27 protein-coding genes are annotated in these 24755 nt (G+C 61.3%); 9 read left to right on the top strand and 18 right to left on the bottom strand.

The genetic code is table 11. The features are described from left to right. Window positions 1–178: 178 nt before the first annotated feature. The 6 genes from CQ041_RS05265 to prlC all read right to left on the bottom strand — a co-directional run bounded on the left by CQ041_RS05265 (window position 179) and on the right by prlC (window position 7788). Window positions 179–1237, bottom strand: a complete 1059-nt coding sequence (locus tag CQ041_RS05265) for a PA0069 family radical SAM protein (RefSeq protein ID WP_105521410.1) — start codon at window positions 1235–1237, stop codon at window positions 179–181. 80 nt (window positions 1238–1317) lie between these two features. Next, complete coding sequence (locus CQ041_RS05260) at window positions 1318–2616, bottom strand: cytochrome c (RefSeq protein ID WP_105521409.1); 1299 nt, start codon at window positions 2614–2616, stop codon at window positions 1318–1320. A gap of 12 nt (window positions 2617–2628) precedes the next feature. Then, window positions 2629–4413, bottom strand: coding sequence for a GMC family oxidoreductase (locus CQ041_RS05255; RefSeq protein WP_105521408.1), 1785 nt, complete (start codon window positions 4411–4413; stop codon window positions 2629–2631). A gap of 2 nt (window positions 4414–4415) precedes the next feature. After that, window positions 4416–5168, bottom strand: coding sequence for a gluconate 2-dehydrogenase subunit 3 family protein (locus CQ041_RS05250; RefSeq protein ID WP_105521407.1), 753 nt, complete (start codon window positions 5166–5168; stop codon window positions 4416–4418). Window positions 5169–5416: 248 nt separating this feature from the next. Further along, entirely contained in the window at window positions 5417–5692 is a 276-nt protein-coding gene (locus CQ041_RS05245; protein ID WP_017528719.1) for a YheV family putative zinc ribbon protein, read from the bottom strand. Next, the gene (gene prlC, locus CQ041_RS05240; RefSeq protein ID WP_177429350.1) at window positions 5689–7788 is read right to left on the bottom strand and encodes an oligopeptidase A; all 2100 of its coding nucleotides are present in this window, start codon (window positions 7786–7788) and stop codon (window positions 5689–5691) included. Before prlC ends, CQ041_RS05245 begins: the two co-directional genes overlap by 4 nt. 54 nt (window positions 7789–7842) lie before the next feature. Here prlC and CQ041_RS05235 point away from each other — a divergent pair, with 54 nt between their 5' ends. Both CQ041_RS05235 and CQ041_RS05230 read left to right on the top strand, forming a co-directional pair. Continuing rightward, the gene (locus CQ041_RS05235) at window positions 7843–8385 is read left to right on the top strand and encodes a gamma carbonic anhydrase family protein (protein WP_105521405.1); all 543 of its coding nucleotides are present in this window, start codon (window positions 7843–7845) and stop codon (window positions 8383–8385) included. Further along, window positions 8382–9041 carry an HAD family hydrolase gene (locus tag CQ041_RS05230; protein WP_105521404.1) on the top strand — a complete coding sequence of 220 codons (660 nt, stop codon included), beginning with the start codon at window positions 8382–8384 and terminating at the stop codon, window positions 9039–9041. Before CQ041_RS05235 ends, CQ041_RS05230 begins: the two co-directional genes overlap by 4 nt. Window positions 9042–9046: 5 nt before the next feature. Here the strand turns inward: CQ041_RS05230 and CQ041_RS05225 are convergent, their stop codons facing one another. Next, window positions 9047–10093 (bottom strand): aminopeptidase, encoded by a 1047-nt coding sequence (locus CQ041_RS05225; protein WP_105521403.1) that lies wholly within the window; start codon window positions 10091–10093, stop codon window positions 9047–9049. A 119-nt stretch (window positions 10094–10212) separates the two neighbouring features. Here CQ041_RS05225 and CQ041_RS05220 point away from each other — a divergent pair, with 119 nt between their 5' ends. Beyond that, window positions 10213–10635, top strand: coding sequence for a hypothetical protein (locus tag CQ041_RS05220; RefSeq protein WP_105521402.1), 423 nt, complete (start codon window positions 10213–10215; stop codon window positions 10633–10635). Here CQ041_RS05220 and CQ041_RS05215 read toward each other — a convergent pair whose 3' ends face one another. After that, the gene (locus CQ041_RS05215; RefSeq protein ID WP_017734725.1) at window positions 10636–10875 is read right to left on the bottom strand and encodes a DUF1161 domain-containing protein; all 240 of its coding nucleotides are present in this window, start codon (window positions 10873–10875) and stop codon (window positions 10636–10638) included. Between the two features lie 210 nt (window positions 10876–11085). Continuing rightward, the gene (locus CQ041_RS05210; protein WP_105521401.1) at window positions 11086–11517 is read right to left on the bottom strand and encodes an OsmC family protein; all 432 of its coding nucleotides are present in this window, start codon (window positions 11515–11517) and stop codon (window positions 11086–11088) included. A 220-nt stretch (window positions 11518–11737) separates the two neighbouring features. Here CQ041_RS05210 and CQ041_RS05205 point away from each other — a divergent pair, with 220 nt between their 5' ends. Then, window positions 11738–12739 carry an LLM class flavin-dependent oxidoreductase gene (locus tag CQ041_RS05205; RefSeq protein WP_105521400.1) on the top strand — a complete coding sequence of 334 codons (1002 nt, stop codon included), beginning with the start codon at window positions 11738–11740 and terminating at the stop codon, window positions 12737–12739. A gap of 58 nt (window positions 12740–12797) precedes the next feature. Here CQ041_RS05205 and CQ041_RS05200 read toward each other — a convergent pair whose 3' ends face one another. Continuing rightward, the gene (locus CQ041_RS05200) at window positions 12798–13025 is read right to left on the bottom strand and encodes a DUF1161 domain-containing protein (RefSeq protein ID WP_105521399.1); all 228 of its coding nucleotides are present in this window, start codon (window positions 13023–13025) and stop codon (window positions 12798–12800) included. Window positions 13026–13138: 113 nt separating this feature from the next. After that, window positions 13139–13354, bottom strand: coding sequence for a dodecin (locus tag CQ041_RS05195; protein ID WP_005783406.1), 216 nt, complete (start codon window positions 13352–13354; stop codon window positions 13139–13141). Window positions 13355–13510: 156 nt separating this feature from the next. Here CQ041_RS05195 and CQ041_RS05190 point away from each other — a divergent pair, with 156 nt between their 5' ends. After that, window positions 13511–13837 carry a YqjD family protein gene (locus CQ041_RS05190; RefSeq protein ID WP_032885107.1) on the top strand — a complete coding sequence of 109 codons (327 nt, stop codon included), beginning with the start codon at window positions 13511–13513 and terminating at the stop codon, window positions 13835–13837. On the opposite strand, the gene CQ041_RS05185 is transcribed toward CQ041_RS05190, so the two are convergent. Beyond that, on the bottom strand, window positions 13834–14730 hold the full coding sequence (locus tag CQ041_RS05185; RefSeq protein ID WP_105521398.1) for a LysR family transcriptional regulator: 897 nt from the start codon (window positions 14728–14730) through the stop codon (window positions 13834–13836). The genes CQ041_RS05190 and CQ041_RS05185 overlap by 4 nt on opposite strands. A gap of 110 nt (window positions 14731–14840) precedes the next feature. Between CQ041_RS05185 and trpB the strand changes: the two genes are divergently transcribed. From trpB to CQ041_RS05170, 3 genes are all read left to right on the top strand, one after another. Then, window positions 14841–16067, top strand: coding sequence for a tryptophan synthase subunit beta (trpB, locus tag CQ041_RS05180; RefSeq protein WP_105521397.1), 1227 nt, complete (start codon window positions 14841–14843; stop codon window positions 16065–16067). Next, a complete protein-coding gene (gene trpA / locus CQ041_RS05175) occupies window positions 16067–16876 on the top strand; it encodes a tryptophan synthase subunit alpha (RefSeq protein ID WP_105521396.1) in 810 nt (269 codons plus the stop codon). The genes trpB and trpA overlap by 1 nt, the downstream gene beginning before the upstream one ends. Window positions 16877–17013: 137 nt before the next feature. Continuing rightward, window positions 17014–17457, top strand: a complete 444-nt coding sequence (locus CQ041_RS05170) for an anti-virulence regulator CigR family protein (RefSeq protein ID WP_105521395.1) — start codon at window positions 17014–17016, stop codon at window positions 17455–17457. Window positions 17458–17515: 58 nt separating this feature from the next. On the opposite strand, the gene CQ041_RS05165 is transcribed toward CQ041_RS05170, so the two are convergent. The 6 genes from CQ041_RS05165 to CQ041_RS05140 form a co-directional block, all read right to left on the bottom strand. Then, complete coding sequence (locus tag CQ041_RS05165) at window positions 17516–18826, bottom strand: MFS transporter (protein WP_105521394.1); 1311 nt, start codon at window positions 18824–18826, stop codon at window positions 17516–17518. Between the two features lie 123 nt (window positions 18827–18949). Next, the gene (gene dgoD / locus CQ041_RS05160; RefSeq protein WP_003170741.1) at window positions 18950–20098 is read right to left on the bottom strand and encodes a galactonate dehydratase; all 1149 of its coding nucleotides are present in this window, start codon (window positions 20096–20098) and stop codon (window positions 18950–18952) included. A 48-nt stretch (window positions 20099–20146) separates the two neighbouring features. Further along, entirely contained in the window at window positions 20147–20767 is a 621-nt protein-coding gene (locus tag CQ041_RS05155; RefSeq protein ID WP_105521393.1) for a 2-dehydro-3-deoxy-6-phosphogalactonate aldolase, read from the bottom strand. 1 nt (window position 20768) lies between these two features. Continuing rightward, on the bottom strand, window positions 20769–21728 hold the full coding sequence (locus CQ041_RS05150; RefSeq protein ID WP_105521392.1) for a 2-dehydro-3-deoxygalactonokinase: 960 nt from the start codon (window positions 21726–21728) through the stop codon (window positions 20769–20771). A 96-nt stretch (window positions 21729–21824) separates the two neighbouring features. After that, window positions 21825–22154 carry a DOPA 4,5-dioxygenase family protein gene (locus CQ041_RS05145; protein ID WP_105521391.1) on the bottom strand — a complete coding sequence of 110 codons (330 nt, stop codon included), beginning with the start codon at window positions 22152–22154 and terminating at the stop codon, window positions 21825–21827. A gap of 31 nt (window positions 22155–22185) precedes the next feature. Next, window positions 22186–23136, bottom strand: a complete 951-nt coding sequence (locus tag CQ041_RS05140; protein ID WP_105521390.1) for a LysR family transcriptional regulator — start codon at window positions 23134–23136, stop codon at window positions 22186–22188. A 103-nt stretch (window positions 23137–23239) separates the two neighbouring features. Between CQ041_RS05140 and betC the strand changes: the two genes are divergently transcribed. Continuing rightward, window positions 23240–24754 (top strand): choline-sulfatase, encoded by a 1515-nt coding sequence (gene betC, locus CQ041_RS05135; protein ID WP_105521389.1) that lies wholly within the window; start codon window positions 23240–23242, stop codon window positions 24752–24754. Window position 24755: the final 1 nt, after the last annotated feature.

Genomic DNA, 24755 nt, shown 5'->3' with positions numbered 1-24755 from the left:
GCCAGGCCAGTGGAATAGTTGTAAAAACCACAGACCCGGTTACCGACTCGTCAGTCACTCGCTGAACAAAGTAACCGTCGAAACTTAACTCAAACTGAATGAACCGCTCTAGATCGCGGGTTTCAGTGATGTCAAAACGCGACTACTCCTACAAGAAAGGTGCGCACGCCCCATCAGTTTACAACAATGCCATCTGTCTGCCCGGTGGACAGAATGCCGTGCAATCCAGGTTGAACCCCTCCCGCCGATCCATCCCCAGCCGCTTGATCGCCTTGCTGAAGCGCTGGGCCAGCAGATCGGCAAACGGCCCTTCACCGCGCATGCGCACGCCGAAGCGGCTGTCGTATACCTCGCCACCCCGTACCTGGCGTACCAGGCTCATCACATGGGCGGCACGTTGCGGGTAATGCGCCGCCAGCCACTCCTCGAACAACGGCGCCACTTCCAGGGGCAGGCGCAACATCATGTACGCCGCACTCTGCGCACCCGCAGCGTGGGCCTCGGTGAGCAGGCTTTCCAGTTCGCTGTCGTTGATCATCGGGATCATCGGCGAGCACAGCACGCCCACTGGAATGCCTGCTTCGCGCATCACCCGGATCGCCCGCAACCGCGCCTTGGGCGCTGCCGTGCGCGGTTCCAGAATGCGCTTGAGCTCGTCGTCCAGGCTGGTGAGGCTGATCATCACGGCCACCAGCTTTTGACTCGCCAGCTCCGTGAGCAAATCCAGGTCACGCAGGATCAGCGAACCCTTGGTGATGATGGTCACCGGGTGCCGATACCGCAGCAGCACTTGCAGGGTTTGCCGGGTGATCTTGTAATCGCGCTCGATCGGCTGGTACGGGTCGGTATTGGAGCCCAGGTTGATCGGCGCACACACATAGCCCGGCTTCGACAACTGCTGCTCCAGCACATTGGCGGCGTTGGTCTTGGCGATCAGTCTGGTCTCGAAATCCAGTCCCGGCGACATGTCCCAATAGGCATGGCTGGGCCGCGCATAGCAGTAGATGCAACCGTGCTCGCAGCCGCGATAGGGATTGATCGAACGGTCGAAGGGCAGGTCGGGCGAGTTGTTGCGGGTGATGATGGTCTTGGCCGTCTCTATGCGCACCTCGGTGCCCTGGGTCGGCGGCACTTCCTGGAACCATCCGTCGTCCTCGACCACGCTGACCGTGGGCGCGAAACGGTTGTGCAGATTGGTGGCCGTGCCCCGGCCACGGGGCGGCAGCGGAGTAGACATGAAAATGCCTCGATACTGTTTTTATATACAGTATCGAGGCGCAGGGTTTTTGACCAGTGCCGTTCAGCGGTCAGCCGGGATCAGTGCTTCTGTGTCACTTGCCCGAGGTCATCACCCGAGGTCGTGCGCAGATCGCTCTTGCGCAAGTCCGCCACATCACTGGCCTTGACCGGCTCGCCCTTATTGCCCCAGCTGCCACGGATGAAGCTGACCACATCCGCCACTTCCTGATCCGACAGACGCCAGGCGAACGCCGGCATGGTAAAGGTGGACGGCGCTGCATGGGTGGCCGGCAAGGTGCCACCGTTCAACACGATGTTGATCAACGACGTAGCATCCGCCGTCTGCAGCACCGGGTTACCTGCCAGCGCCGGGAACACCCGCGTGTAGCCATGCCCATCGGTACGGTGGCAGGCCGCGCAGTTATCGATATACACCGACGCCCCCGGCTTGCTGTCATCGCCTTTCCACAACGCCTCGGCCACCTGCTTGTCGTACTGGTGAGGCTGATCCTTGGGGTCTACCGCCGGCAGGCTCTTGAGGTATCGGGCGATAGCCGTCAGGTCTTTTTCCGACATGTACTGCATGCTGTGGACGACAACATCGCTCATGCCACCAAACACCGCGCTGCGGTCACTGCGGCCGGTCTTGAGGAACTGCACCAACTGCTCCTCGCTCCAACTGCCGAGGCCGTCCTTGTGGTCGCCGCGCAGGCTTTTGGCGATCCAGCCTTCCAGCGGCGCACTGCCGGACAGGAACGTGTTGCCGTCCGCGGCGCTCAGGGATTTTTCCTGCATGGTCAGGGCACGGGGGGTGTGGCACGCGCCGCAGTGGCCGAGGCCTTCCACCAGGTAGGCACCCCGGCTGATCACCGGATCGGCACCCGCCGCTGCCTGGTAGTCCGCGACCTCAGGTGCAAACATCCAGCGCCACGCCGCCAGCGGCCAGCGCATGCTCAGCGGCCAGGGAATATCGCTGGGCTTGTTCTCTTGGGCGACGGGCTCCACGCCCTTCATGAAGTACGCATACAGCGCCTGCATGTCGCTTTCGCTGACACGTGCGTAAGACGGGTAGGGCATCGCCGGGTAAAGCGTACTACCGCTTTTGGCGACGCCATGGCGCACGGCCTTGTCGAAGTCTTCGAAGCTGTAGTCGCCCAGGCCGGTCTTGTCCGGGGTAATGTTGGTGGAATAGATCACGCCAATCGGCGTTTCCATTGGCAAGCCACCGGCAAACGGCTTGCCGCCCTTGGCGGTGTGGCAGGCCACGCAGTCACCGGCGCGGGCCAGGTATTCGCCCTGCTTGACCAGGTCGGTTTCAGCCGCGCTTACCGAGCAACTGCTGAAGAATGCCAGGGAGGCGATAACAAATGCTTTCATGGTCATCGCTCCTTATGCCTGAACCAGTGGGCCGGGGTTTTTCAGGTACTGCTCGCGGATCGCCCGCGCCGACCAATAGGTCAACGCCGCCACCAGGCCCGTAGGGTTGTAGCCCAAGCCTTGCGGGAACGCGGATGCGCCTGGAACAAACACGTTGTGTACGTCCCAGCACTGCAAATAGCGGTTCAACGCGCTGGTCTTCGGGTCGGTGCCCATGATCGCGCCGCCGTTGAGGTGGGTGGTCTGGTACGACGCGGTGTTGAAGTGCTCGCCGACTTTTTTGCCGAGTACGGCAATCGCCTTGGGGTTCATCGCCTCGGCGACCTTGCCCATTTTCTCGACCATGAAGCGGTTCATCTTGATGTCGTTTTCCTGCCAGTCGAAGGTCATCCGCAGCAGAGGCAGACCGTAGGAATCACGGTACACCGGATCCAGATCAAGGTAGTTGCCCCGGTAGGACTGATGGGCGCCGTGGGCATCCATCGACACCTGGTGGGTGTAGTAATCAGCCGTGGCGCGCTTCCAGGCGCTGCCCCACGCCGGCGTGCCCGGCGGGTTGGACGTGCCGGCAATCGGCCGACTGCCGGCCTGGTTGACCCACATCGGCGAGCCGCCCACAAAGCCATGGGGCCCGTGATCGAAGTTGTCGGCGTTGAAGTCATCCATCGCCACGCCGTTGCCGCCCGCGCCGATGAAGTTGTTGGTGTGGGTGTCCTTGTCGAAGAACGCCTTGATGGTCGCCATGTTCTGGTAGGCAAAGTTGCGCCCCACCACACCTTCGTTGGTGACCGGGTCGTAGGGTTTGCCGATGCCCGACAGCAGCATCAAGCGCACGTTGTGGAACTGGAACGCACCGAGGATCACCAGGTCCGCCGGCTGCTCGCACTCACGGCCCTGGGCATCGATGTAGGTCACACCGGTGGCCTTGCTCTTGGTGCTGTCGAGGTTGACCTTGAGCACGTGGGAGTTGGGCCGCAGTTCAAAATTCGGCACCTGGCGCAGCGCCGGCAGGATGTTCACGTTCGGCGACGCCTTGGAATACATGTAGCACACGTAGCCGCTGCAAAAGCCGCAGAAGTTGCACGGGCCCATCTGCGCGCCATAGGGGTTGGTGTACGGCCCCGAGGTATTCGCCGACGGCAGGTTGTAGGGTTTGTAGCCGACTTCCGCAGCCGCTTTCTGAAACAGCTGTGCGGACACGGTATTTTTCTGTGCTTCCAGTGGAAACGGGTTGGAGCGATCCGGCGCATACGGGTTGCCGCCACGGCCTTCGCCCACCAACTGGCCTTTGACGGTCCAGGCCTGGCCGGAGGTGCCGAAGACTTTTTCGGCATAGTCGAAGAACGGTTCCAGCTCTTCATAGCTGACGCCGAAGTCCTGGATGGTCATGTCCTTGGGGATGAAGTGCTTGCCGTAGCGCTCTTCGTAATGGCTGCGCATGCGCAATTCGATCGGGTCGACCCGGAAATGCACACCCGACCAGTGCAGGCCGGCACCGCCGACGCCATTGCCCGGCAGGAACGCACCCAACTGACGGTTGGGCAGAGCGACGTCCTTCACACTGTGGCGAATAGTCACCGTTTCCTTGGAGATGTCCTGGAAGAGTTTTTTACGCACGCTGTAGGTCAGTTCGTCGATGACCTGGGGATAGTTGCCGTCCGGGTAAGTGTCCTGCATCGGGCCGCGCTCCAGCGCTACCACGTTCAGGCCGGCTTCCGTCAGTTCCTTGGCCATGATCGCGCCGGTCCAGCCGAAGCCGACAATCACCGCGTCTACTTTCTTCATGATGGTCGCCACGTTTATGCCCTCTCGCCGCGGATGGAAACTGCCGGGAAGGGGTATTGCTCGTTGCGTTCAACCCAGTCCATGAAGTCGGCGCGGGCGCCGGGAAAGCCGATCATGGTCCAGCCGACCATGCCTTTGTTGCCGCCGTGGATAGGGTCGCAGAAGAACCCTTCCTTGGTGTTTTGCAGCAGCAAGTTAAAGAATATTTTCGGCGGCACGGCATCGAAGTGTGTGGCCACTTCACCGCCACCGGCCTCTAAACGACGCAAGATATCGTCTCGGGTAGCGCTGTCTTGAGCAGAAAAAACCTTACCATTGAACGCTTTCGACCAGGCATCCGTCGCGGCGATGCCGAGGCGGTAGATATCCTTGGGCACCAACTTGCTTTGCCAGCCCATCTCCGGCGGTGCATCAGCGTTGAATGGGCCTTGCATGAACCACAGCGCACCACTGGCGTAGGGCGTGTTCATCTGACGGTCGATGTATTCCGGCACACCCGCTTCCAGGGCGCCAGGGCCTTGGGCATCGGCGGGGATCAACTGCGCGACGGCGGCGTTGATAAACGCCCACTCTTCTGCAGTGAAGTAGGTGGGTTCGTAGGCTTTTCCATCAGCGGCAGGCTTGGGCGTGGCGGCCTGCGCCGGCTCAGGTGTCGCCATCAGCATCGAGCCGCCAAGGCCGGTGCTGGCGACCGTGACCACGGGGATCAAGGTCAAGGATTTGCGCAAAAAGTCACGCCGGGGGTTGTCTTGATCTTGATCAGACATGGGGGCACCTCATCATGTGGTCACGGGCTCGCCAGCCGCTTCTCGGGAGCGGCTTGGCAATCAATGGTTACAAATGATAGCAGGCTAAGGAAGTAAGCAATCGATTCAGCGACCTAAGTCGCATAAATGCGGGCAAAAAAAATGGGAGGGGGCTTGCTCCCGATGCTGGTTTACCACTGCCAGATACGCTGGCTGATAGACCGCTATCGGGGGCAAGCCCCCTCCCACCTCTGGTCTGCGTAAGACGGCTAGTCTTTTTTCAGCTTCGGATTAGGAAAGAACTGCACCGCCTGCACCTTAGGGTCGGCAGGGGCTTTCAGCGCGGAGGTATTGACCCGCGTCCCCAGTTCCTTAGGCACCGACAAACCCTGGTCATTCAGGGTGTCGGTATACCCGCAAGCCACACACTCACGGTGCGGCACGCTGTCTTCGGTCCACATCTTCAACTTGTCCGGCTCGCTGCACGCCGGGCAGACCGCCCCGGCGATGAACTGCTTCTTGGTAATCACAGGCCCTTCACTCATGCTGCCGCGTCCTCACTCAGGCCGCTGTGGCGCAAGAGTGCGTCAATCGACGGCGTACGTCCGCGGAAGTCGACGAACAGCACCATCGGCGCCTGGGAACCGCCACGCGCCAGGATCGCTTCGCGGAAAGCACGGCCGGTTTCGGCATTGAGCACGCCATCTTCTTCAAACTTGGAGAAGGCATCGGCGGACAGCACTTCGGCCCACTTGTAGCTGTAATACCCTGCTGCATAACCGCCGGCAAAGATGTGCGCAAAGCTGTTCGGGAAGCGGTTGTAGGCCGGCGGACGCATCACCGAGACTTCATCGCGAACGCCTTCCAGCACTTGGGCGACGCTGCGACCATCACCGTGGGTAGCGTGCAGTTCGAAGTCGAACAACGAGAATTCCAACTGGCGCACCATCATCAGGCCAGACTGGAAGTTCTTCGCCGCGAGCATTTTTTCCAGCAGGTCCTGGGGCAGCGGTTCACCGGTTTCATAGTGGCCGGAGATCAACGCCAGGCCTTCCGGCTCCCAGCACCAGTTCTCCATGAACTGGCTCGGCAATTCCACCGCATCCCAGGCGACGCCGTTGATACCGGATACGCCAGCATGCTCTACACGGGTGAGCAGGTGATGCAGGCCGTGGCCAAACTCGTGGAACAGGGTGGTCACTTCGTCGTGGGTCAGCAGCGCAGGCTTGCCGCTGTCGGCCGGGGTGAAGTTGCACACCAGGTTGGCCACCGGGCTTTGCAGCACGCCGTCGATTTTGCGGCGACGGTCGCGCGCGCCGTCCATCCAGGCGCCACCACGCTTGTTGGCGCGGGCGTACAGGTCGAAGAAGAAGCGGCCGACATGTTCGCCGTTTTCCTTGATTTCGAACAGGCGTACATCCGGGTGCCAGGTGTCGAAGCCCTTTTGCTCGGCGATTTCGATGCCGTACAGGCGTTGCACGATGGCAAACAGGCCGCCCAGCACCTTGTCGATCGGAAAGTAGGCGCGCAGCGCTTCCTGGGACACGCTGTAGCGCTGCTCGCGGAGTTTTTCGCCGAAGAAACCGCTGTCCCAGCTTTGCAGGTCGGTGCAGCCTTGTTCGGCGGCGTAGGCCTTGAGCTGTTGCAGGTCCTGGGCGGCAAACGGCTTGCTGCGCTTGGCCAGGTCGCGAAGGAAGCTCAGCACCTGGTCGCTGGACTCGGCCATCTTGGTGGCCAGGCTCAGCTCGGAGAAGGAGGCATAGCCCAAGAGCCTGGCCAGTTCCTGACGCAGGTCGAGGATCTGTTCCATCACCGGGCCATTGTCGTTCTGACCGGCATTCGGGCCTTGGTCCGACGCACGGGTGCAGTAGGCCGCGTAGACTTCTTCACGCAGCGCGCGGTCCTGGGCGTAGGTCATAACTGCGTAGTAGCTGGGAAACTCGAGGGTGATCAGCCAACCGTCGAGGCCTTTGGACTGGGCGGCCGCAGCCATCTGCGCCTTGGCCGAGTCGGTCAGGCCGGCGAGGGTGGTCTCATCGGTGACGTGTTTGGTCCAGGCCTGGGTGGCGTCGAGCAGTTGGTTGGAGAACTTGCTGCCCAGTTCGGAGAGCTTGCTTTGCACCTCGGCGTAGCGCTTCTGCTGCTCCGGCGGCAAATCGATGCCCGACAGGCGGAAGTCGCGCAGGGAGTGTTCCAGAATGGTTTTTTGCGCCACGTCGAAACCGGCGGCTTCCGGGCTGTTGGCCAGGGCTTCGAAAGCCTGGAACAACGCGCGGTTCTGGCCCATCTCGGTGGAGTAGGCGCTCAACGCCGGCAGGCAGCCTTCGTAGGCTTCACGCAGTTCGGCGCTGTTGCACACGGCGTTGAGGTGGCTGACCGGGCTCCAGGCGGCGCCCAGGCGGTCATTCAGTTCGTCCATGGCCAGCACCAGCCCGGCCCACGTCGGATTTTTCCCCTGGCTTTGCAGGATGCCTTCGATGGCGACACGGTTGTCGGCGAGAATCTGTTCGATGGCCGGCTGGACGTGCTCGGCACGGATCGCCGAGAACGGCGGCAGGTCATAGGGCTGCAGAAGAGGGTTGTTCGCGCTCACGGTTGGCACCTTGGCTGAAGAAACATGTAAGAACAAAGATGGGGCCATCTTAATTACAATCAACGCCCACCGCAGCTATCAGCAGAAGAGAGAGAGGCTATCGTGACCCTTCGCACCTATCAGAACCATACGCCAACCCTTGGCGCCGGGGCTTTTGTCGATGTTTCGGCGGTGGTGATCGGCGACGTGGAAATTGGCGCCGACAGCTCCGTATGGCCGCTGACCGTGATTCGCGGCGACATGCACCGTATCCGTATCGGTGCGCGCACCAGCGTGCAGGATGGCTGCGTGCTGCACATTACCCATGCCGGCCCCTTCAATCCTGATGGTTTCCCGCTGCTGGTCGGCGACGATGTGACCATCGCCCACAAGGTCATGCTGCATGGCTGCTCGGTTGGCAACCGCATCCTGATCGGCATGGGCAGCATCGTGATGGATGGCGCCGTGGTGGAGGACGACGTGATCATCGGCGCTGGCAGCCTGGTGCCCCCCGGCAAGAAACTTGAAAGCGGCTTCTTGTACGTGGGCAGCCCGGTTAAACAGATCCGCCCGTTGACTGACAAGGAACGCGCCTTTTTCACCTACAGCGCCGCGAACTACGTGAAGCTCAAAGACCTGCACCTGGCTGAAGGATTCGACCGATGACCCTGCATTACCACACCGTGCTGTTCGACCTGGACGGCACCCTCACCGACCCGCGTGAAGGCATCACCCGCTCGATCCAGTACGCGCTCGCCAAGCTCGGCATTGACGAGCCGGACCTGACCAAACTCGAGCATTTTATCGGCCCGCCATTGCTGCAAGCCTTCATGCAGTTCTATGGCTTCGATGAAGCCAAGGCCTGGCAAGCGGTGAATTTCTATCGCGAGCGCTTCAAGGTCACCGGCCTGTATGAAAACCGCGTGTTTGACGGTGTGATACCGCTGTTGGAAGCGCTGAACAGCCAGGGTCGCCAGCTCTATGTGGCCACCTCCAAACCGTGGGAATTTGCCCGCGAGATCGCCAGGCATTTCGATTTCGCCAAATACTTCAAGGTGATCTACGGCAGCGAACTGGATGGCACGCGCACCAACAAGGTCGAGTTGATCGCCCACCTGATGCAGGAAGAAGGCCTGGACCCGGCCGGCACGCTGATGATCGGCGACCGTAAGCACGACCTGATCGGCGCACGCAGCAATGGGCTGGATTCAGCGGCGGTAGGGTATGGGTTTGGCAGTTTTGAAGAGTTGAATGCCGAGGCGCCGACCTGGCACTTTGAAACATTGGATGAGATGCATCAGGCTTTTTTGCGGCGGCCGTAAAATAGCTATCGCAGGCAAGCCCCTTGCAACTGCCTCAACGCCGCTTTGCGTTGCGCCTCCGGCATCCCGCCCATCTTCTCCACCGCTTTATAAAACTTCGCCCAATCCCCACCTTCCTGCGCGAACAATGCTGCAAACGCCGGCACCCACTGGTCATACAGCCCGAACGGCAGCAGCCGCGCGTTGTTCATGGGCTGGTTGACCCAGGCGTCATAGCGGTTATCTCCACCCCACTGGCTGTCGCGTAGTTGTCGGTATTCGCTGCGCAAACGCTCAAACTGCGCAGCCTTGGCCTGGCGCATCGCATCAGCGGTTAACGGCTGGGCGTAGAGTGTTCCCAAGCGTTGCCGAGCATCGAGGACCAACTGAATAAACTGGTCGCGCTGCTTCGACGCCGACAGGCTCTGCGGCGCCAAGCCCCGCGCAGCACGCCACTGTCGCGTGCCTTCCTGCTCGACAAAACTCGCAAATGACTCGTTGAACGCCGTATCGTCCTTCACATAAAAGCGCTGGTGCGCCAGTTCATGAAATATCAGCGTAGCCAGCCGCTCATCGCCCCAGTGCAGCATGGAATTCATGATCGGATCGTTGAACCAGCCCAGGGTTGAGTACGCCTCCACGCCACCGATCGACACATCCATGCCACGCTGGCGCAACACCGCCGCCTCACCGCGCGCAGCGCCCTGGTTGTAATAGCCGCGGTAGGCGACACAACCGGCGATGGGGAAGCAATGGGTCTCAGGGGAAAGGGAAAATTCCTGCGTGGCGAAGACGTTCCAGACTACGTATGAGCGGCCGATGTCCGCATATAAGCGATAACTTTTGTTGTCTGGCAGACGTAGGTGCTCAGAGGCAAAGGTGCGTGCTTTTTGCGACTGCTCCAAATGCTCACGCAATGCCTGAGGCCGGGAGGTGTCGGCGATCACCTTGGCGACCGGCTCCCGCGCCCGCAGCAACTGCACCTGGCCTGCCGCGAGCTGGCTGTAATACTGCACACTGGAACAGCCACTGAGCAGCACCACCAGCAAACCTGGAAAAAAACCCCTGACCATGCCCCAACCGCTCCTGGGTGATGTGTTCGCCAGGGAATTTTTCCATGGCGTGCGGTGTTTATACTCAGAGAGGGTCTGGCTTGTCAGGCTCAATTCTTTTCTTTCATCGAGTGCCCGCCATGCGCCAGCTCTTGCTACCCGTCATCGCCCTGTCCCTCAGTGCCTGCGTTTCGACCCCCTTGCCAGCGGTAGACCCGCAACAGGCCTGGGTCGACTTCGCCACGCCGACGCCGGGTGCAAAGCTCGTCATGGCCCAACGCCTGGACGGCAAGAACCTGAATGACGGGCGTTTCTTCCAACTGCCGCCAGGGCCCCACGAATTGATGGTGCGCTTTGATTTCGAAGTGCCGACCGGCGGGGGGTTTGGCGGGATGGGACAGACGACCGAACGCACCTGCTTCATGACGCTGCAGTACGACCACTTCAAGGCCGGTGAGCGCTATGTGCTGGAGGGACGCTCGCTGGCATTCACGCCGAACATCCGCCTGTATGACTCTGCACGCCAATTGCTGGCAGAAGAACGCAGCGTCAATTGCATCTGATCAGTCGTTGTTCTTCTGATAGATGATGGCCTTGGTACCGTTCTCACAGCTGCCGACGACCATGGCCACATCGTGCTTGTCGGCTTCTTCCTTGGACACAATCTCCAGGGTGTAGGACGGCACGGCGTTCGCCTGAATCTTGACCTCGATTTCCTTGCGCAACTCCTCACAATCTTTTGGCGCGGCCACGGCCGAAGTGGCCAACACACCGCAGATGATCGCCAAGGCAAAACGTTTCATAGGTGAAGCTCCCTGAATGCACCGCGCACGGATGTGCGCCTAGGCTGCCTGTGTATAGGACCACAATTCCTGAACACTGGTTCTGACTTAACGCAAAACCAAATGCAGGAAGGGGCTTGCTCCCGATGGCGGTGGTTCAGCCAGCTGTGCACTGACTGTTTCTCCGCTATCGGGGGCAAGCCCCCTCCCACATTTTTTTGAGCAGCGGGGTCAGTTGACCAGCGTCGCATCCAGGCTGATTTGGGCATTCAGTACCTTGGACACCGGGCACCCTTCCTTGGCCTTTTTGCTCAATTCATCGAACTGCGCCTGGCTCGCGCCCGGGATCTTGGCCTTGAGAATCAAGTGCACCGCGGTAATCGCAAAACCGCCCTCCACCTGATCCAGGGTCACTTCAGCCTGGGTGTCGATACTGTCAGCCTTGAGCCCGGCATCACCGAGAATCATGGAGAAGGCCATGGAGAAACAACCAGCATGGGCCGCACCGATCAGCTCTTCCGGATTGGTGCCCTTGCCGCCTTCGAAACGTGCCTTGAAGCCGTAGGGCGCTTCGCGCAGTACGCCGGTTTCCGTGGAAATGGAGCCCAGGCCAGTCTTCAGGTCGCCTTCCCAATGCGCGGATGCTTTTTTCACGATACTCATAGCGGTCTCCTCGAACGGTGGTTTTGCGTAAGTAAGGGTTCTGAGGATAGTCGGACCAGCAAAGTTCACACTGTAAGAGAAACCCAGCAATTCAGTAGGAAATTTTCCAGCCGACTCTTGAATCTCGGGTATATGCCCTCATTGCATAGAACATGCACATGAAGCGGCAGGTTTTGATTCGTCTTGACAGCCTGCGCGCCCCCTTTGGAGAAGCAGGCTTATGAAATCGCTGTCCGACGTAAAGTTCTCGACCCTCGACCTGGTGCCCGTGCGCGCCAACGGCAGTCCCGCGCAGTCGCTGCGCAATTCCTTGGACCTGGCCCAGCACGTGGAAAAATTCGGCTACAACCGTTTCTGGGTAGCGGAACACCACAACATGGACGGTATCGCCAGCTCGGCGACTTCGGTGTTGCTGGGTTACCTGGCCGGCGGCACCTCGACCATTCGTGTAGGCTCCGGCGGTGTGATGCTGCCCAACCATGCACCGCTGGTGATCGCCGAGCAGTTTGGCACCCTGGAAAGCCTCTATCCCGGGCGTATTGACCTGGGCCTGGGCCGCGCCCCCGGTTCCGATCAAATGACCGCCCGCGCCCTGCGCCGCGAGCGCTCCGGCAGCGCCGACGAATTCCCTGAAGATGTCGCCGAACTGATGGCCTACCTCGGCCCACGCACTCCCGACCAGCGCATCATCGCGGTGCCGGGCACTGGCACTAATGTGCCCGTGTGGTTGCTGGGCTCCAGCCTGTTCAGCGCGCAGTTGGCGGGGGAACGCGGGTTGCCTTACGCATTCGCTTCCCACTTCGCACCGCGCCTGATGCATGAGGCGATTCGCGTCTACCGCAATCACTTCAAGCCTTCAGCCGTGCTGGACAAGCCCTACGTGATGCTCGGGATTCCGCTGGTGGCCGCCGACACCGACGAACAGGCCGAGTACCTGGCCACCTCGGTGTACCAGCGCATCCTCGCGTTGATGCGCGGCCAAAGCCTGGTGCAGCGCCCACCGGTCAAGACCATGGACGGCCTGTGGCTGCCCCATGAGAAGGACGCGGTGGGTAGCTTCCTGGGATTGGCGATGGTCGGCAGTCCGGCGAAGATTCGCGCCAAACTGGAGGTGTTGGTGGAGCAAACCGGCGCCGACGAGTTGATCTTCACCTGCGACCTGTATGAACACGCCGATCGGATTCATTCCTACGAGCTGCTGGCGAATTTGATGAAGAGCTGAATCCTTCAGGCAAAAAAAACCGACGCATTGCGTCGGTTTTTTTGTCCGCACCACGGGATTAACCGCGCTTGTAGGCAATTTCCTTGGTGTCACCTTCGCAGGTGCCAACCACTGTGTGATCACTCGGCGCTGCGCCTTTGTCCACCACTTCCAGCGAATAACCCGAAGCACCCTTGGCGTCGATTTTCGCCGCAATCTCGCTTTTCAGCTCTTCACAAGGCTTGCCCGCCGCCAGCGTGGTGCCGGCAATGCTCAACAAACCTACCGCAAACAGGAACTTCTTCATCCGTTACTTCCTTGCGCTGATCAAATAAAGCGTGCCGACGCAAAGCATCGGCACCCATTGGTTGTAGCGCAGGTTATGGCAATCGGCCAGTTAGCAAAGTTCAACCGATGCGATCAACTGCTGGCGATGCGGAACCCCACTTTGAGGGTCACTTGGAAGTGCGCCGCCTTGCCGTCCTTGATGTGCCCGCGGGTTTCAGTCACCTCAAACCACTCCAAGTGCTTGATGCTCTTGTTGGCTTCAGCCAGGGCATTGTTGATGGCGTCTTCGATGCTGGTGGTGGACGAGCCCACCAGTTCGACTTTCTTGTAGGTGTGATGATCACTCATGGCAGTTCTCCTAAGGGTCGTTAAGCAAGCGTAGCAGTCAATGTTCGTACTGCTTCTGGCGACTGTTCCTACTGGAAAGTTCAGAATTACTGCACTTTCTGAAAGTGGCGCAGTCGGTATCTACACATGCCACTCAATCACTTCAGGAGAGTCCACATGGCCAACACTTCTTTACGCAAAGCGTCGCTGGAAAGCATGGAAGCCGAGATTTCGAGCCTGCTCAAATCCCTTGAAAGCCTCAAGGACGATGCGTCCGATGAGTCGCGCAAAACGTTGAAGGCCCTGAAAAGCAATGCCGAGAATGCCCTCAAGCATTCCCGCCACCTGATCAGCGACGCCTACGAAGAAAGCAAAGTCAAAATCCGCGAAACCAGTGTTGCAACCCGGGACTACGCACAAGAGCACCCATGGACTACAGCCGGTGTCGCTGTAGGTGCACTGGGCCTGCTGGCGGCTTACCTGCTGTGCAAACGCGGTGATTAAAGGGGCGGGTGCTCAAGCTCAGCCTTGAGCCACTGCGCCAGTTGCCCGGCGCGCCCGTCTGCGGCGCGCTTGGGCAGCCACAGCGCCAGGTGCGCCGAGGTTTCGCTGAAACCCCAAGGCGCCACCAGGCGACCAGCCCGCACATCCTCGGCCACCAGCGGCTCCGGCGCAATCGCCACTCCCAGCCCGGCCACCGCCGCTTCCAGCAAATAATACAAATGCTCAAACCCTTGGCCGTGTTTCAACGTGTCGGGCGCGATGCCGTGTTGCTGCGCCCAACTGGGCCAGGCTTGCGGGCGTGAGGTGGTGTGCAGCAACGCTTCGCCGCACAAGGCTGAAGCCGGGGCCTGGCGCAGGCGTTCATAGCCGGCGAAACGCGGGCTGAGCACCGGCCCGATGCGCTCGCTGGCCAGCTCAAACACCTGCATGTCGGCTGGCCACGGGGGTTCGGCGAAGACCAGCAATGCGTCCAGACCGGGCCGGCGGGGATCCAGATCTCCATCGCCCGCCGACAAATGCAGACGCAGAGCCGGTAGGTCCGCATTCAAACGGCCCAGGCGCGGGATCAGCCAGCGCGCCAGCAAACTGCCGGAACAGCCGAGAACAAATGGCGCGTCGGCACTGGCCTGGGTCAGCTCTGCGCACACATCCCGCAACCGCTCGAACGCATCGGCACTGGCATCCCGCAATCGCACGCCCGAATCTGTGAGTTTAAGGCCACGCCCATCCTTGACGAAGAGACTCACGCCGAGGTGTTCTTCAAGCAGCTTCAACTGCCGACTCACCGCGCCGTGGGTCACGTGCAGTTGCTCTGCCGCCTGACTGACACTGTTCAGCCGCGCAGTGGCCTCAAAGGCGCGCAGGGCATTAAGCGGTGGAAGGTCTCGGCTCATCTGTGAGTTTTCCTGACAGGTTGCGGCGATCTTATCGGTTTTCAGCCTACACCGTGAAGGGTAGAGTGGCTCTCATTGTTTCCTACACCTTTTCTTTCCTGGAGCGTCCCATGACTCAGTCCCAGACCGATCTACGCAACGGCCCAGACGCCAGCGGCCTGTTTGGCGCGTTCGGCGGCCGCTACGTCGCTGAAACCCTGATGCCGTTGATCCTCGAACTGGCCCGCGAATACGAAGCGGCCAAGGAAGATCCTGCATTCAAGGAAGAACTGGCCTACTTCCAGCGCGACTACGTGGGCCGTCCAAGCCCGTTGTACTTCGCCGAGCGCCTGACCGAGTTCTGCGGCGGTGCCAAGATCTACCTCAAGCGCGAAGAGCTGAACCACACCGGCGCGCACAAGATCAACAACTGCATCGGCCAGATCCTGCTGGCGCGGCGCATGGGCAAAAAACGCATCATCGCCGAGACCGGCGCCGGCATGCACGGCGTGGCGACTGCCACCGTGGCGGCGCGCTTCGGCCTGCAATGTGTGATCTACATGGGCACCACCGACATCGAGCGCCAGCAGGCCAACGTGTTCCGCATGAAGTTGCTGGGCGCCGAAGTCATCCCGGTGGTTGCCGGCACCGGCACCCTGAAAGACGCGATGAACGAAGCCCTGCGTGACTGGGTGACCAACGTCGACAGTACCTTCTACCTGATCGGCACCGTCGCCGGCCCGCACCCGTACCCTGCCATGGTGCGCGACTTCCAGGCCGTGATCGGCAAGGAAACCCGCGACCAACTGCAAGCCCAGGAAGGCCGCCTGCCGGACAGCCTGGTCGCATGCATCGGCGGCGGTTCCAACGCCATGGGTCTGTTCCACCCGTTCCTGGATGACAAGAGCGTGGAAATCATCGGCGTTGAAGCGGCCGGCCATGGCATCGAAACCGGCAAGCACGCTGCGAGCCTCAACGGCGGCGTTCCGGGCGTACTCCACGGCAACCGTACCTTCCTGTTGCAGGACGACGACGGCCAGATCATCGACGCCCACTCGATCTCCGCCGGCCTTGATTACCCCGGCATCGGCCCGGAACACGCCTGGTTGCATGATATCGGCCGCGTCCAGTACACCTCGGTGACCGACGACGAAGCCCTCGACGCCTTCCACAAATGCTGCCGCCTGGAAGGGATCATTCCTGCACTGGAAAGCGCCCACGCCCTGGCCGAGGTATTCAAACGCGCACCGACCTTGCCGAAAGATCACCTGATGGTGGTCAACCTGTCCGGCCGTGGCGACAAAGACATGCAGACCGTCATGCACCACATGGAACAGTCCCAGCAGGAGAAACACTGATGAGCCGCCTGCAAACCCGCTTTGCCCAGCTCAAGGAACAAAACCGTGCCGCCCTGGTAACCTTCGTTACCGCCGGCGACCCGGGCTACGACACGTCCCTAGCAATCCTCAAAGGCTTGCCTGCGGCCGGCGCCGATGTGATCGAACTGGGCATGCCCTTCACCGATCCGATGGCCGACGGCCCGGCGATCCAACTGGCCAACATCCGCGCGTTGGAAGCCAAGCAGAACCTGCTGAAAACCCTGCAGATGGTCCGCGAGTTCCGCAAGGACAACAACGAAACGCCGCTGGTGCTGATGGGTTATTTCAACCCGATCCACAAATACGGCGTGCCGGCCTTCATCGCCGACGCGAAAGAAGCCGGCGTCGACGGCCTGATCGTCGTGGACATGCCGCCTGAGCACAACGGCGAGCTGTGCGACCCGGCCCAGGCTGCGGGCATCGACTTCATCCGCCTGACCACGCCGACCACCGATGACGCGCGCCTGCCGACTGTACTCAACGGCAGTTCCGGCTTTGTGTACTACGTGTCGGTGGCTGGCGTGACCGGTGCCGGTGCTGCGACCCTGGAACATGTCGAGGAAGCCGTGGCCCGCCTGCGTCGGCATACCGACCTGCCCATCAGCATCGGCTTTGGTATCCGCACCCCGGAACAAGCGGCGGCCATCGCCCGTCTGGCTGACGGCGTGGTAGTGGGTTCGGCGCTGATCGACCACATCGCCACTGCGAAAAACGATCAGCAAGCCATTGATGGCGTGCTGGGCTTGTGTGCAGCGCTATCTGAAGGCGTCCGCAGCGCGCGTAAGTAAGCGCCTCGTAAGCAGTAGGTAAAGTTCCTGATACAGAGGAATCAAACGGGCAATCCAGTACCTAAACTGACAAGACCAAGGGATTTCGAACCTCGTTCGAGATCCCTTTTTTGTTTGTGTGCCCTGAGGAATACCCGATGAAAATACCTAAATCCGTGATTGCCGGTCTTGGCGTGCTGGTGCTGGGTGCCAGCGCCCTGGTGCAGGCCGCGCCGAATGACCCGCACGGCCCTGACCGTGGCGGTCCGCAAGGCCAACATGAGCAGCCGCGTGGCGATGACCATCGCGCGCCCCAGGCCAACCGTCGCGGCGGCCCACCCCAGGACTTCGGCCCCGTGCGCCAAGTCATCCGCGACAACCACGGCCAATTCTCCCGTGGCGCACCGCCGCCGCCGAATGTGCGCCTGGTACGCGGGCAGCCGCTGCCCCACGGTTACTACGGCGAACGCCTCGACCGCCGCGCCCTGGAACGGCTGCCGGTGTACCCGGGTTACGAATGGCGCCGCTCCGGGCCGGATATTGTGCTGATCGCCGTAGGCTCCGGCATCGTCTACGAAATCCTCGACGGCGTCCTCAATTAACCCCGGCTCCATGCAACAGGGCGGGTTGTGGCGAAGGCGCTTGTTCCTTCGCCACAGGTTATTCGTCAAGTTCGATGCGTTCGACTTTGCCCACCAACAACACGTAGGAAAGGGCCCCGAGCAACGCCAGCACTGCAATGTAGGTAATCGCCGGCGCAAACGAGTCACCGCTGGCCAGGAAGCCGATCACGATGGGTGTGGCGATGGCCGACAAGTTGCCGATGAAGTTGAACACCCCACCGGTCAAGCCCAGCAGCCGAGCGGGTGCCAGGGTCGAGACCAGCGACCAGGTGATCGACGCCAAACCATTGCCAAAGAATGCCACCGCCAGGAATGCAATCACCCACGCGGTGGAGTCCACGTAATTGGCGCCGATTATTGCGGTGGAAATCAACAGCCCGCCAATGATCGGCAACTTGCGCGCGAAACCCACCGAGGCACCGCGACGAATCAGCCAGTCGGAAAATATCCCGCTGCACAGCACGCCCACAAACGCAGCGAGGAACGGCAGCGATGCCAGCAGGCCGGACTTGATGAAGTCCATGCCGCGATATTTCACCAGGTAGGTCGGGAACCAGGTCAGGAAAAACCACAGTGTGGAATTCAGGCAGAACTGCCCCAGGTAGATGCCCCACAGCTTGCGCTTGCTCAGCACAATCCCGAGGTCGACCCAGCTGAACGGCGCCTTGGCGGCTTTTTCCTGCATGTCCACCAGGCCACCGCCTTCGCGGATCAGCTCGATTTCCGCTGCGTTGACGCCTTTGAAATCCTTGGGTTCGCGGTACACCGCGTACCAGATCGCCGCCCACAGGATGCCCACGCCACCGGTGACGACAAACACCATGTGCCAACCGAAGGCATGCTGCAGCCACGCCAGCACCGGCGTGAGAAACGCCAGCCCGACAAATTGCCCGGACGTGTAAAAGCCAATCGCCGTGGCGCGCTCACGCTCGGGAAACCAGGTGGTGACCACGCGGCTGTTGATCGGGTAAGCCGGCGCTTCCAGCGCGCCCACTGCCATGCGCAGCACGAACAGCGCGATAAAGCTGGCGGCAAAACCCAGCATCACCGTGGCGATGGACCACAGCAGCAGGGCGGCGGTGTAGAGAATCCGCGGCGGCACGCGGTCTACCAGCCAGCCGCCGGGGATCTGCATCGCGGCGTAGGTCCAGCCGAACGCGGAGAAGATCAGGCCGACGTGCACCGGGTCGATGCCCAGTTCACTGGTCAGCGCCGGGGCGGCAATCGACAGGTTGCTGCGGTCGAGATAATTGATGACCACGGTGATGAACAGCAGCACCATGATGAAAAAACGCTTTCGCGTAGGCGTGACTAAAGAAGCCTGCCCGGTGAGGGATTCAGGATGCATGAGGGGGTGCCTCTTCTTATGTTTATTGAGGTCTGCAGCGGATTTGACTGAAAAAACCAGGTTAAAAAATGTGGGAGGGGGGTTGCCCCTCCCACATTCTGACCGCGCTCCTTCAGTCAGGAATCACCACTCGGCAAAGCTGCCGTCGGCATGGCGCCAGATCGGATTGCGCCAGCGATGGCCGATGGCCGCGCGTTCGATCACGTATTCCTCGTTGATCTCGATGCCCAGGCCCGGGCCATTGGGGATCTTCACGAAGCCCTGGTCGTAGTCGAACACGCCCGGGTCGCGCACGTAGTCGAGCAGGTCGTTGCTCTCGTTGTAGTGAATGCCCAGGCTTTGCTCCTGGATAAACGCGTTGTAGCAAACCGCGTCCAGTTGCAGGCACGCGGCCAACGCAATCGGGCCCAGCGGGCAGTGCAGGGCCAGGGCCACGTCGTAGGCTTCGGCCATGTTGGCGATCTTGCGGGTTTCGGTGATGCCGCCGGCGTGGGAGGCATCCGGCTGGATGATGTCGACGTAACCTTCGCTGAGCACGCGCTTGAAGTCCCAGCGCGAGAACAGCCGCTCGCCCAGGGCAATCGGCGTGCTGGTGAGTGGCGCCAGCTCTTTCAAGGCCTCGTAGTTTTCGCTGAGCACGGGCTCTTCGATAAACATCAGCTTGTACGGATCCAGCTCCTTCATCAGCACCTTGGCCATGGGCTTGTGCACGCGACCATGGAAGTCGACGCCGATACCGACATTCGGGCCCACCGCATCACGCACGGCCGCGACGTTGGCCAGCGCCAGGTCGACTTTTTCGAAGCTGTCGACGAACTGCAGTTCTTCGGTGCCGTTCATCTTCACCGCGGTAAACCCACGGGCCACGGCCTCTTTGGCCGCGCGGGCAGTGTCGGCAGGGCGGTCGCCACCGATCCACGAGTACACGCGGATCTTGTCGCGCACCTGGCCGCCGAGCAGGTCGCTGACCGACACACCGAGGGCCTTGCCCTTGATGTCCCACAGCGCCTGGTCGATGCCGGCGAGGGCGCTCATGTGCACGGCGCCGCCACGGTAGAAGCCGCCGCGATAGAGCACGGTCCAGATATCTTCGATATTGCGTGGGTCTTTGCCGATCAGGTAGTCGGACAATTCTTCAACGGCAGCCGCCACGGTGTGGGCGCGGCCTTCGACCACGGGCTCACCCCAGCCGGTCACACCCTGGTCGGTTTCGACTTTCAGGAAGCACCAGCGCGGCGGGACGATAAAGGTCGTCAGTTTGGTGATTTTCATCTGTTATCTCTCTTATAGATGCGGCGCCTGTGGGCGCGGAACTTGAAATCAGCTCAGGGCTTTCCAGGCGGCGACATAAGCCTGGGCACGGCTCGCGACCTGATCCACTGTCATGCCCGGCTTGAACAAACCGGAACCCAGACCGAACCCTTTGGCGCCGGCGTCGATAAACACCTGCATGTTGTCCGGGGTAATGCCGCCCACCGGCAGCAAAAGGGTGCCGGCCGGCAACACGGCCAACCACGCCTTGATGACCGCCGGGCCCATTTGCTCGGCGGGAAACAGTTTCAAGACGTCGGCGCCTTCGGCCAGGGCGGCGAAGGCTTCAGTGGGCGTCGCCACGCCTGGCGACAACAGCAGGCCCGCCGCTTTGGCGGCGCGCAGCACCTTGGCATCACTGTGGGGCATGACGATCACTTGGCCGCCCGCGGCTTTTACCTGCTCGACCTGTTCGGGCGTCAGCACTGTGCCGGCCCCGATCAGGCAATCGGCAGGCAGGCTGTCACGCAGGGTGCGAATGCTGGTGTAAGGGTCCGGCGAATTCAGCGGGACTTCGATCACACGAAAACCCGCCTGGTACAGCACCTGGCCAACAGCCTCGGCTTCGTCTGGGCGGATGCCGCGCAGGATGGCGATCAAGCCATTTTGCGCGAGTGCTTGCTTGAGCATGTCAGGCCTCCAATACAGGTTGAGTGAGCCCGGCCGCGACGGCCAGTTGCCACAGTCCGCGCTCGCTGGCTTCCGGCGCCAGGCTGACCTGGGCGAAGCCGCACAGGGCAAGGGCGCGTTGGTAGCGCGTGCAGAGCGCGGCGGCGCCGACCAGGATGATCGGCTGGTGTTTGGCGCGCGCCGGCAGGCCGGCGAGTTCGTGGCCGATGAGCAGCCCGGAGAGATAATCCGGTTGCTGCTCCGGCGCCAATTCGCCCGTGAGTCCCAAGGTGCGGGCGCTGAACAAGGTCGAGAGCACGCCGCGCTGGCCATCTTGCGAAAGCGCGACGTGCACACCGCGCTCAAAGGCTTCGGCATGGAAATGTTCGGCTGTTTTTTGGGTACGGCCAAGGATGCTGTGCTTGCTCAGCACCGCGAACACCTCGCCCGTCATGAACGTGTCGAAGTGCGTGATGCAGCCATCCACCACCTCGACCCATTTGGAATGGCTGCCCGGCAAGCCGATCAACACCTCGGCACCCAGCCCTTGCAACACGCCGAGCACCTGGGTTTCTTCGCCGCGCATCACGTTGGGGAGACCGGTCTGCTCGATCACGCCGGGCACGATGTGCACGTCCACGCCACGCAGGCTGCGCACGCGGTGCAGGGCCTGGCCGAGACTGGCGACGTCGACGGGGGTGTTGCGATAAGCCGCCTCGCTCCAGCCCTGGGCGCTGCCAACCATGCCGCAGGCGATCACCGGTAAACCGGGCTGGGCGTCGAGCCAGTCGCCGCATGCCGCATCGAACGCCAACTCGAAACCATCGCTGCAACGCAGGCCGGCGATGTCCCGGGGTTCGTTGGGCAAATGCATGATCCCGCAGGCCAGCGCGCGCTGTTCCAGCACCACGCCGGCCGGGCCGAGTTTGTAAGCACGAAGGGAGCTGGTCCCCCAATCGAGCGCGATCAATTGCGCCTGCATCGCTTCACCTGAGTTTTGAGCGGATGCGGCGAATATAAACCTACGGGCGAGCAAGTCTCAATATATAAATATCAATCCCATATTTAGGGATGCACTTTAGGAAAATACCGACAGGTTCAACGGCCGCATGGCGCCCATCCAGATGGCGTAGTCGGTGTGGTCCTTGAGGTCATCGCCGGTATTGGGATGCAGGAACACCACCAGACCGTTGCGATGGATCACCAGCCACGGCAGCACCACGCCGATGTATTCGGCGTCGAACGCCAATTGGCAGCTCCAGTCCGGGTGCGGACCCACCGGTTTTTCGTGGACACGGCCCATGCGCAGGGGGAAGAGTTTCGCCGCGTCCTCACACAGGGTGCGCGCCTGGTCGAGGGTGCTGGCGTCGAAGTAGATATGGGCGTGATAGCCCTTGATACGTTGCATGTCGCACTCCGGATTCGATGTGCGCCAAATCCTAGACCGCAATCGAGGGCAGGGCCAGCCCGGTCAGCGACTGCGCACTGCTGGCCTGCTCGGCCACCAGCCAGTCGACAAAGCGCTCCACCAGTTGCCCCCGGCGTTTGCGCTGGGGCTGCACCACGTAATAGCCGAAACGCGAGGTCACCGTGTCGTTGAACGGTCGGCACAACCAGCCCTGCTCCAGCAAGTTATCCACCAGGTGGCGCCAGCCGATGGCCACGCCCTGGCCGGCAATCGCGGCCTGGATCAGCAACGTGTAGTTGTCAAAGCGCAACTGCCCGGGTGTCGGCGCAGCGCTGATGCCCAGCTCACGGAACACACCGCTCCAGTCGAACCACTGGCTGTTGTTTTCCTGGCGCAGGTGCAGCAACGGGAAATCGTGCAGATTTTGTACAGTCAATGGCGTGGGCTGCGCCTTGAGCCACAGTGGACTGCACACGGGAAACACTTCCTCATTGAACAACCACAGGCTTTCACCCTGTTTGAAACGGCCGTCGCCAAACAGCACTGCCACGTCAATGTCGCTGCGCAGGGTGGCGTGATTGCGCTCGCTGGTCACCAGGCTGACGTCCACCTGGGGGTTGGCCTGGTGGAACCGGTGCAAGCGCGGCATGAGCCAATAAGCGGCGAAGGCGAAGTCGGTGGCCACTTGCAGCACTTCGTGCTGGTCCTGTTGGGTGATCAGGCCCAACCCCTGGTTGATACCCTGCAACCCGCCTTGCACATGCTCGAACAGCAGCGCGCCGGCGTCCGTCAGCTCGATGCCACGGTAGATGCGATCAAACAGCCGGATCACCAGTCGTTCTTCAAGGCGCTTGATCTGCTGGCTGATGGCCGGCTGAGTGGTGCCCAGCTCCATCGCCGCAGCGGTAAAGCTGCGATGACGTGCGGCGGCTTCAAACGCGCGCAGCAGGTCGAGGGACAGGTCACCGAGGGCTTCATACATAAGCTGTGCTTATCCTAGACATTGCGTTACATGGGCTTTACCCCAATTTTCATGGGCTGCATGCTCATTCGCATAAACACCGCCTATGGAATGCCGAGAACCCATGAAGCGCAAGAACATTCTTTTCATCATGGCCGATCAAATGGCCGCACCGTTGCTTCCGTTCTACGGTTCTTCGCCTATCAAACTGCCGAACCTGAGCCGCCTCGCCGAACAAGGCGTGGTGTTCGACGCTGCCTACTGCAACAGCCCGTTGTGTGCGCCCTCACGTTTCACGTTGGTGAGTGGCCAGTTGCCGAGCAAGATCGGCGCCTACGACAATGCCGCCGACTTCCCCGCCGATGTGCCGACCTATGCCCACTACCTGCGGCGCCTCGGCTACCGCACTGCACTGTCGGGCAAGATGCACTTCTGCGGCCCCGATCAACTGCACGGCTACGAAGAACGCCTGACCAGCGACATCTACCCCGCCGACTACGGCTGGGCGGTGAACTGGGATGAGCCGGACGTCCGCCCCAGCTGGTTTCACAACATGTCCTCAGTGTTGCAAGCCGGCCCGTGCGTGCGCACCAACCAGCTGGATTTCGACGAAGAGGTGGTCTTCAAGGCCCAGCAATATCTGTTCGACCATATCCGCGAGGACGGCGACCAGCCGTTCTGCCTGACCGTGTCGATGACCCATCCCCACGACCCGTACACCATTCCCAAGCCGTTCTGGGACCTGTACGACGATGCCGATATCCCTTTGCCTACGACGCCTGCACAAGAGGATCTCGACCCGCACTCCCAGCGCCTGCTCAAGGTCTATGACCTGTGGGACAAACCGCTGCCCGTGAACAAGATCCGCGATGCGCGCCGGGCCTATTTCGGTGCGTGCAGCTACATCGACAGCAATGTCGGAAAACTGCTGCAGACCCTGGAAGACACCGGCCTGGCCGACGACACCATCATCGTATTCTCCGGCGACCACGGCGACATGCTCGGCGAGCGTGGCCTCTGGTACAAAATGCACTGGTTTGAAATGTCCGCCCGTGTGCCGCTGCTGGTCAGTGCACCAGGGCAGTTTGCAGCGGGACGGGTGGGCAAGGCCGTGTCCACCGCCGACCTGCTACCCACCCTGGTGGAACTGGCCGGCGGCGAGCTGGACCCGCGCCTGCCGCTGGACGGCCGCTCGCTGGTCCCGCACTTGCAAGGGCAGGGCGGGCACGACGAAGTGTTTGGCGAGTACATGGCCGAAGGCACCATCAGCCCGCTGATGATGATTCGCCGGGGCGCCTACAAATTCATCTACAGCGAAGACGACCCTTGTCTACTGTTCGATGTGCACAACGACCCGCACGAGCGGGAGAACCTCAGCCAGTCACCGGAACACCGGCCACTGTTCGAGGCGTTCTTGAGTGAGGCGCGGGCCAAATGGGACATCCCGGCGATCCACCAACAGGTGCTCGCCAGCCAACGCCGTCGTCGCCTGGTGTTCGAAGCATTGACCCAAGGCAAACTGAAGAGCTGGGATCACCAGCCACGGGTGGACGCCAGTCAGCAGTACATGCGCAACCATATCGACCTCGACGACCTGGAGCGCAAGGCACGTTATCCACAACCCTGCCAAAACCAATAAA

The organism is Pseudomonas sp. MYb60 (assembly GCF_002979555.1).
Lineage (GTDB): Bacteria > Pseudomonadota > Gammaproteobacteria > Pseudomonadales > Pseudomonadaceae > Aquipseudomonas.
Note: the sequence above shows the minus strand (reverse complement) of the source record. Positions and strands in the feature narration are given on the sequence as shown.

Coding starts and splice junctions, on each gene's coding strand:
- CQ041_RS05265 (WP_105521410.1), bottom strand. CDS start 1,237: ATGTCTACTCCGCTGCCGCCCCGTGGCCGGGGCACGGCCACCAATCTG.
- CQ041_RS05260 (WP_105521409.1), bottom strand. CDS start 2,616: ATGAAAGCATTTGTTATCGCCTCCCTGGCATTCTTCAGCAGTTGCTCG.
- CQ041_RS05250 (WP_105521407.1), bottom strand. CDS start 5,168: ATGTCTGATCAAGATCAAGACAACCCCCGGCGTGACTTTTTGCGCAAA.
- CQ041_RS05245 (WP_017528719.1), bottom strand. CDS start 5,692: ATGAGTGAAGGGCCTGTGATTACCAAGAAGCAGTTCATCGCCGGGGCG.
- prlC (WP_177429350.1), bottom strand. CDS start 7,788: ATGGCCCCATCTTTGTTCTTACATGTTTCTTCAGCCAAGGTGCCAACC.
- CQ041_RS05230 (WP_105521404.1), top strand. CDS start 8,382: ATGACCCTGCATTACCACACCGTGCTGTTCGACCTGGACGGCACCCTC.
- CQ041_RS05225 (WP_105521403.1), bottom strand. CDS start 10,093: ATGGTCAGGGGTTTTTTTCCAGGTTTGCTGGTGGTGCTGCTCAGTGGC.
- CQ041_RS05220 (WP_105521402.1), top strand. CDS start 10,213: ATGCGCCAGCTCTTGCTACCCGTCATCGCCCTGTCCCTCAGTGCCTGC.
- CQ041_RS05215 (WP_017734725.1), bottom strand. CDS start 10,875: ATGAAACGTTTTGCCTTGGCGATCATCTGCGGTGTGTTGGCCACTTCG.
- CQ041_RS05210 (WP_105521401.1), bottom strand. CDS start 11,517: ATGAGTATCGTGAAAAAAGCATCCGCGCATTGGGAAGGCGACCTGAAG.
- CQ041_RS05205 (WP_105521400.1), top strand. CDS start 11,738: ATGAAATCGCTGTCCGACGTAAAGTTCTCGACCCTCGACCTGGTGCCC.
- CQ041_RS05200 (WP_105521399.1), bottom strand. CDS start 13,025: ATGAAGAAGTTCCTGTTTGCGGTAGGTTTGTTGAGCATTGCCGGCACC.
- CQ041_RS05195 (WP_005783406.1), bottom strand. CDS start 13,354: ATGAGTGATCATCACACCTACAAGAAAGTCGAACTGGTGGGCTCGTCC.
- CQ041_RS05190 (WP_032885107.1), top strand. CDS start 13,511: ATGGCCAACACTTCTTTACGCAAAGCGTCGCTGGAAAGCATGGAAGCC.
- CQ041_RS05185 (WP_105521398.1), bottom strand. CDS start 14,730: ATGAGCCGAGACCTTCCACCGCTTAATGCCCTGCGCGCCTTTGAGGCC.
- trpB (WP_105521397.1), top strand. CDS start 14,841: ATGACTCAGTCCCAGACCGATCTACGCAACGGCCCAGACGCCAGCGGC.
- trpA (WP_105521396.1), top strand. CDS start 16,067: ATGAGCCGCCTGCAAACCCGCTTTGCCCAGCTCAAGGAACAAAACCGT.
- CQ041_RS05170 (WP_105521395.1), top strand. CDS start 17,014: ATGAAAATACCTAAATCCGTGATTGCCGGTCTTGGCGTGCTGGTGCTG.
- CQ041_RS05165 (WP_105521394.1), bottom strand. CDS start 18,826: ATGCATCCTGAATCCCTCACCGGGCAGGCTTCTTTAGTCACGCCTACG.
- dgoD (WP_003170741.1), bottom strand. CDS start 20,098: ATGAAAATCACCAAACTGACGACCTTTATCGTCCCGCCGCGCTGGTGC.
- CQ041_RS05155 (WP_105521393.1), bottom strand. CDS start 20,767: ATGCTCAAGCAAGCACTCGCGCAAAATGGCTTGATCGCCATCCTGCGC.
- CQ041_RS05150 (WP_105521392.1), bottom strand. CDS start 21,728: ATGCAGGCGCAATTGATCGCGCTCGATTGGGGGACCAGCTCCCTTCGT.
- CQ041_RS05145 (WP_105521391.1), bottom strand. CDS start 22,154: ATGCAACGTATCAAGGGCTATCACGCCCATATCTACTTCGACGCCAGC.
- CQ041_RS05140 (WP_105521390.1), bottom strand. CDS start 23,136: ATGTATGAAGCCCTCGGTGACCTGTCCCTCGACCTGCTGCGCGCGTTT.
- betC (WP_105521389.1), top strand. CDS start 23,240: ATGAAGCGCAAGAACATTCTTTTCATCATGGCCGATCAAATGGCCGCA.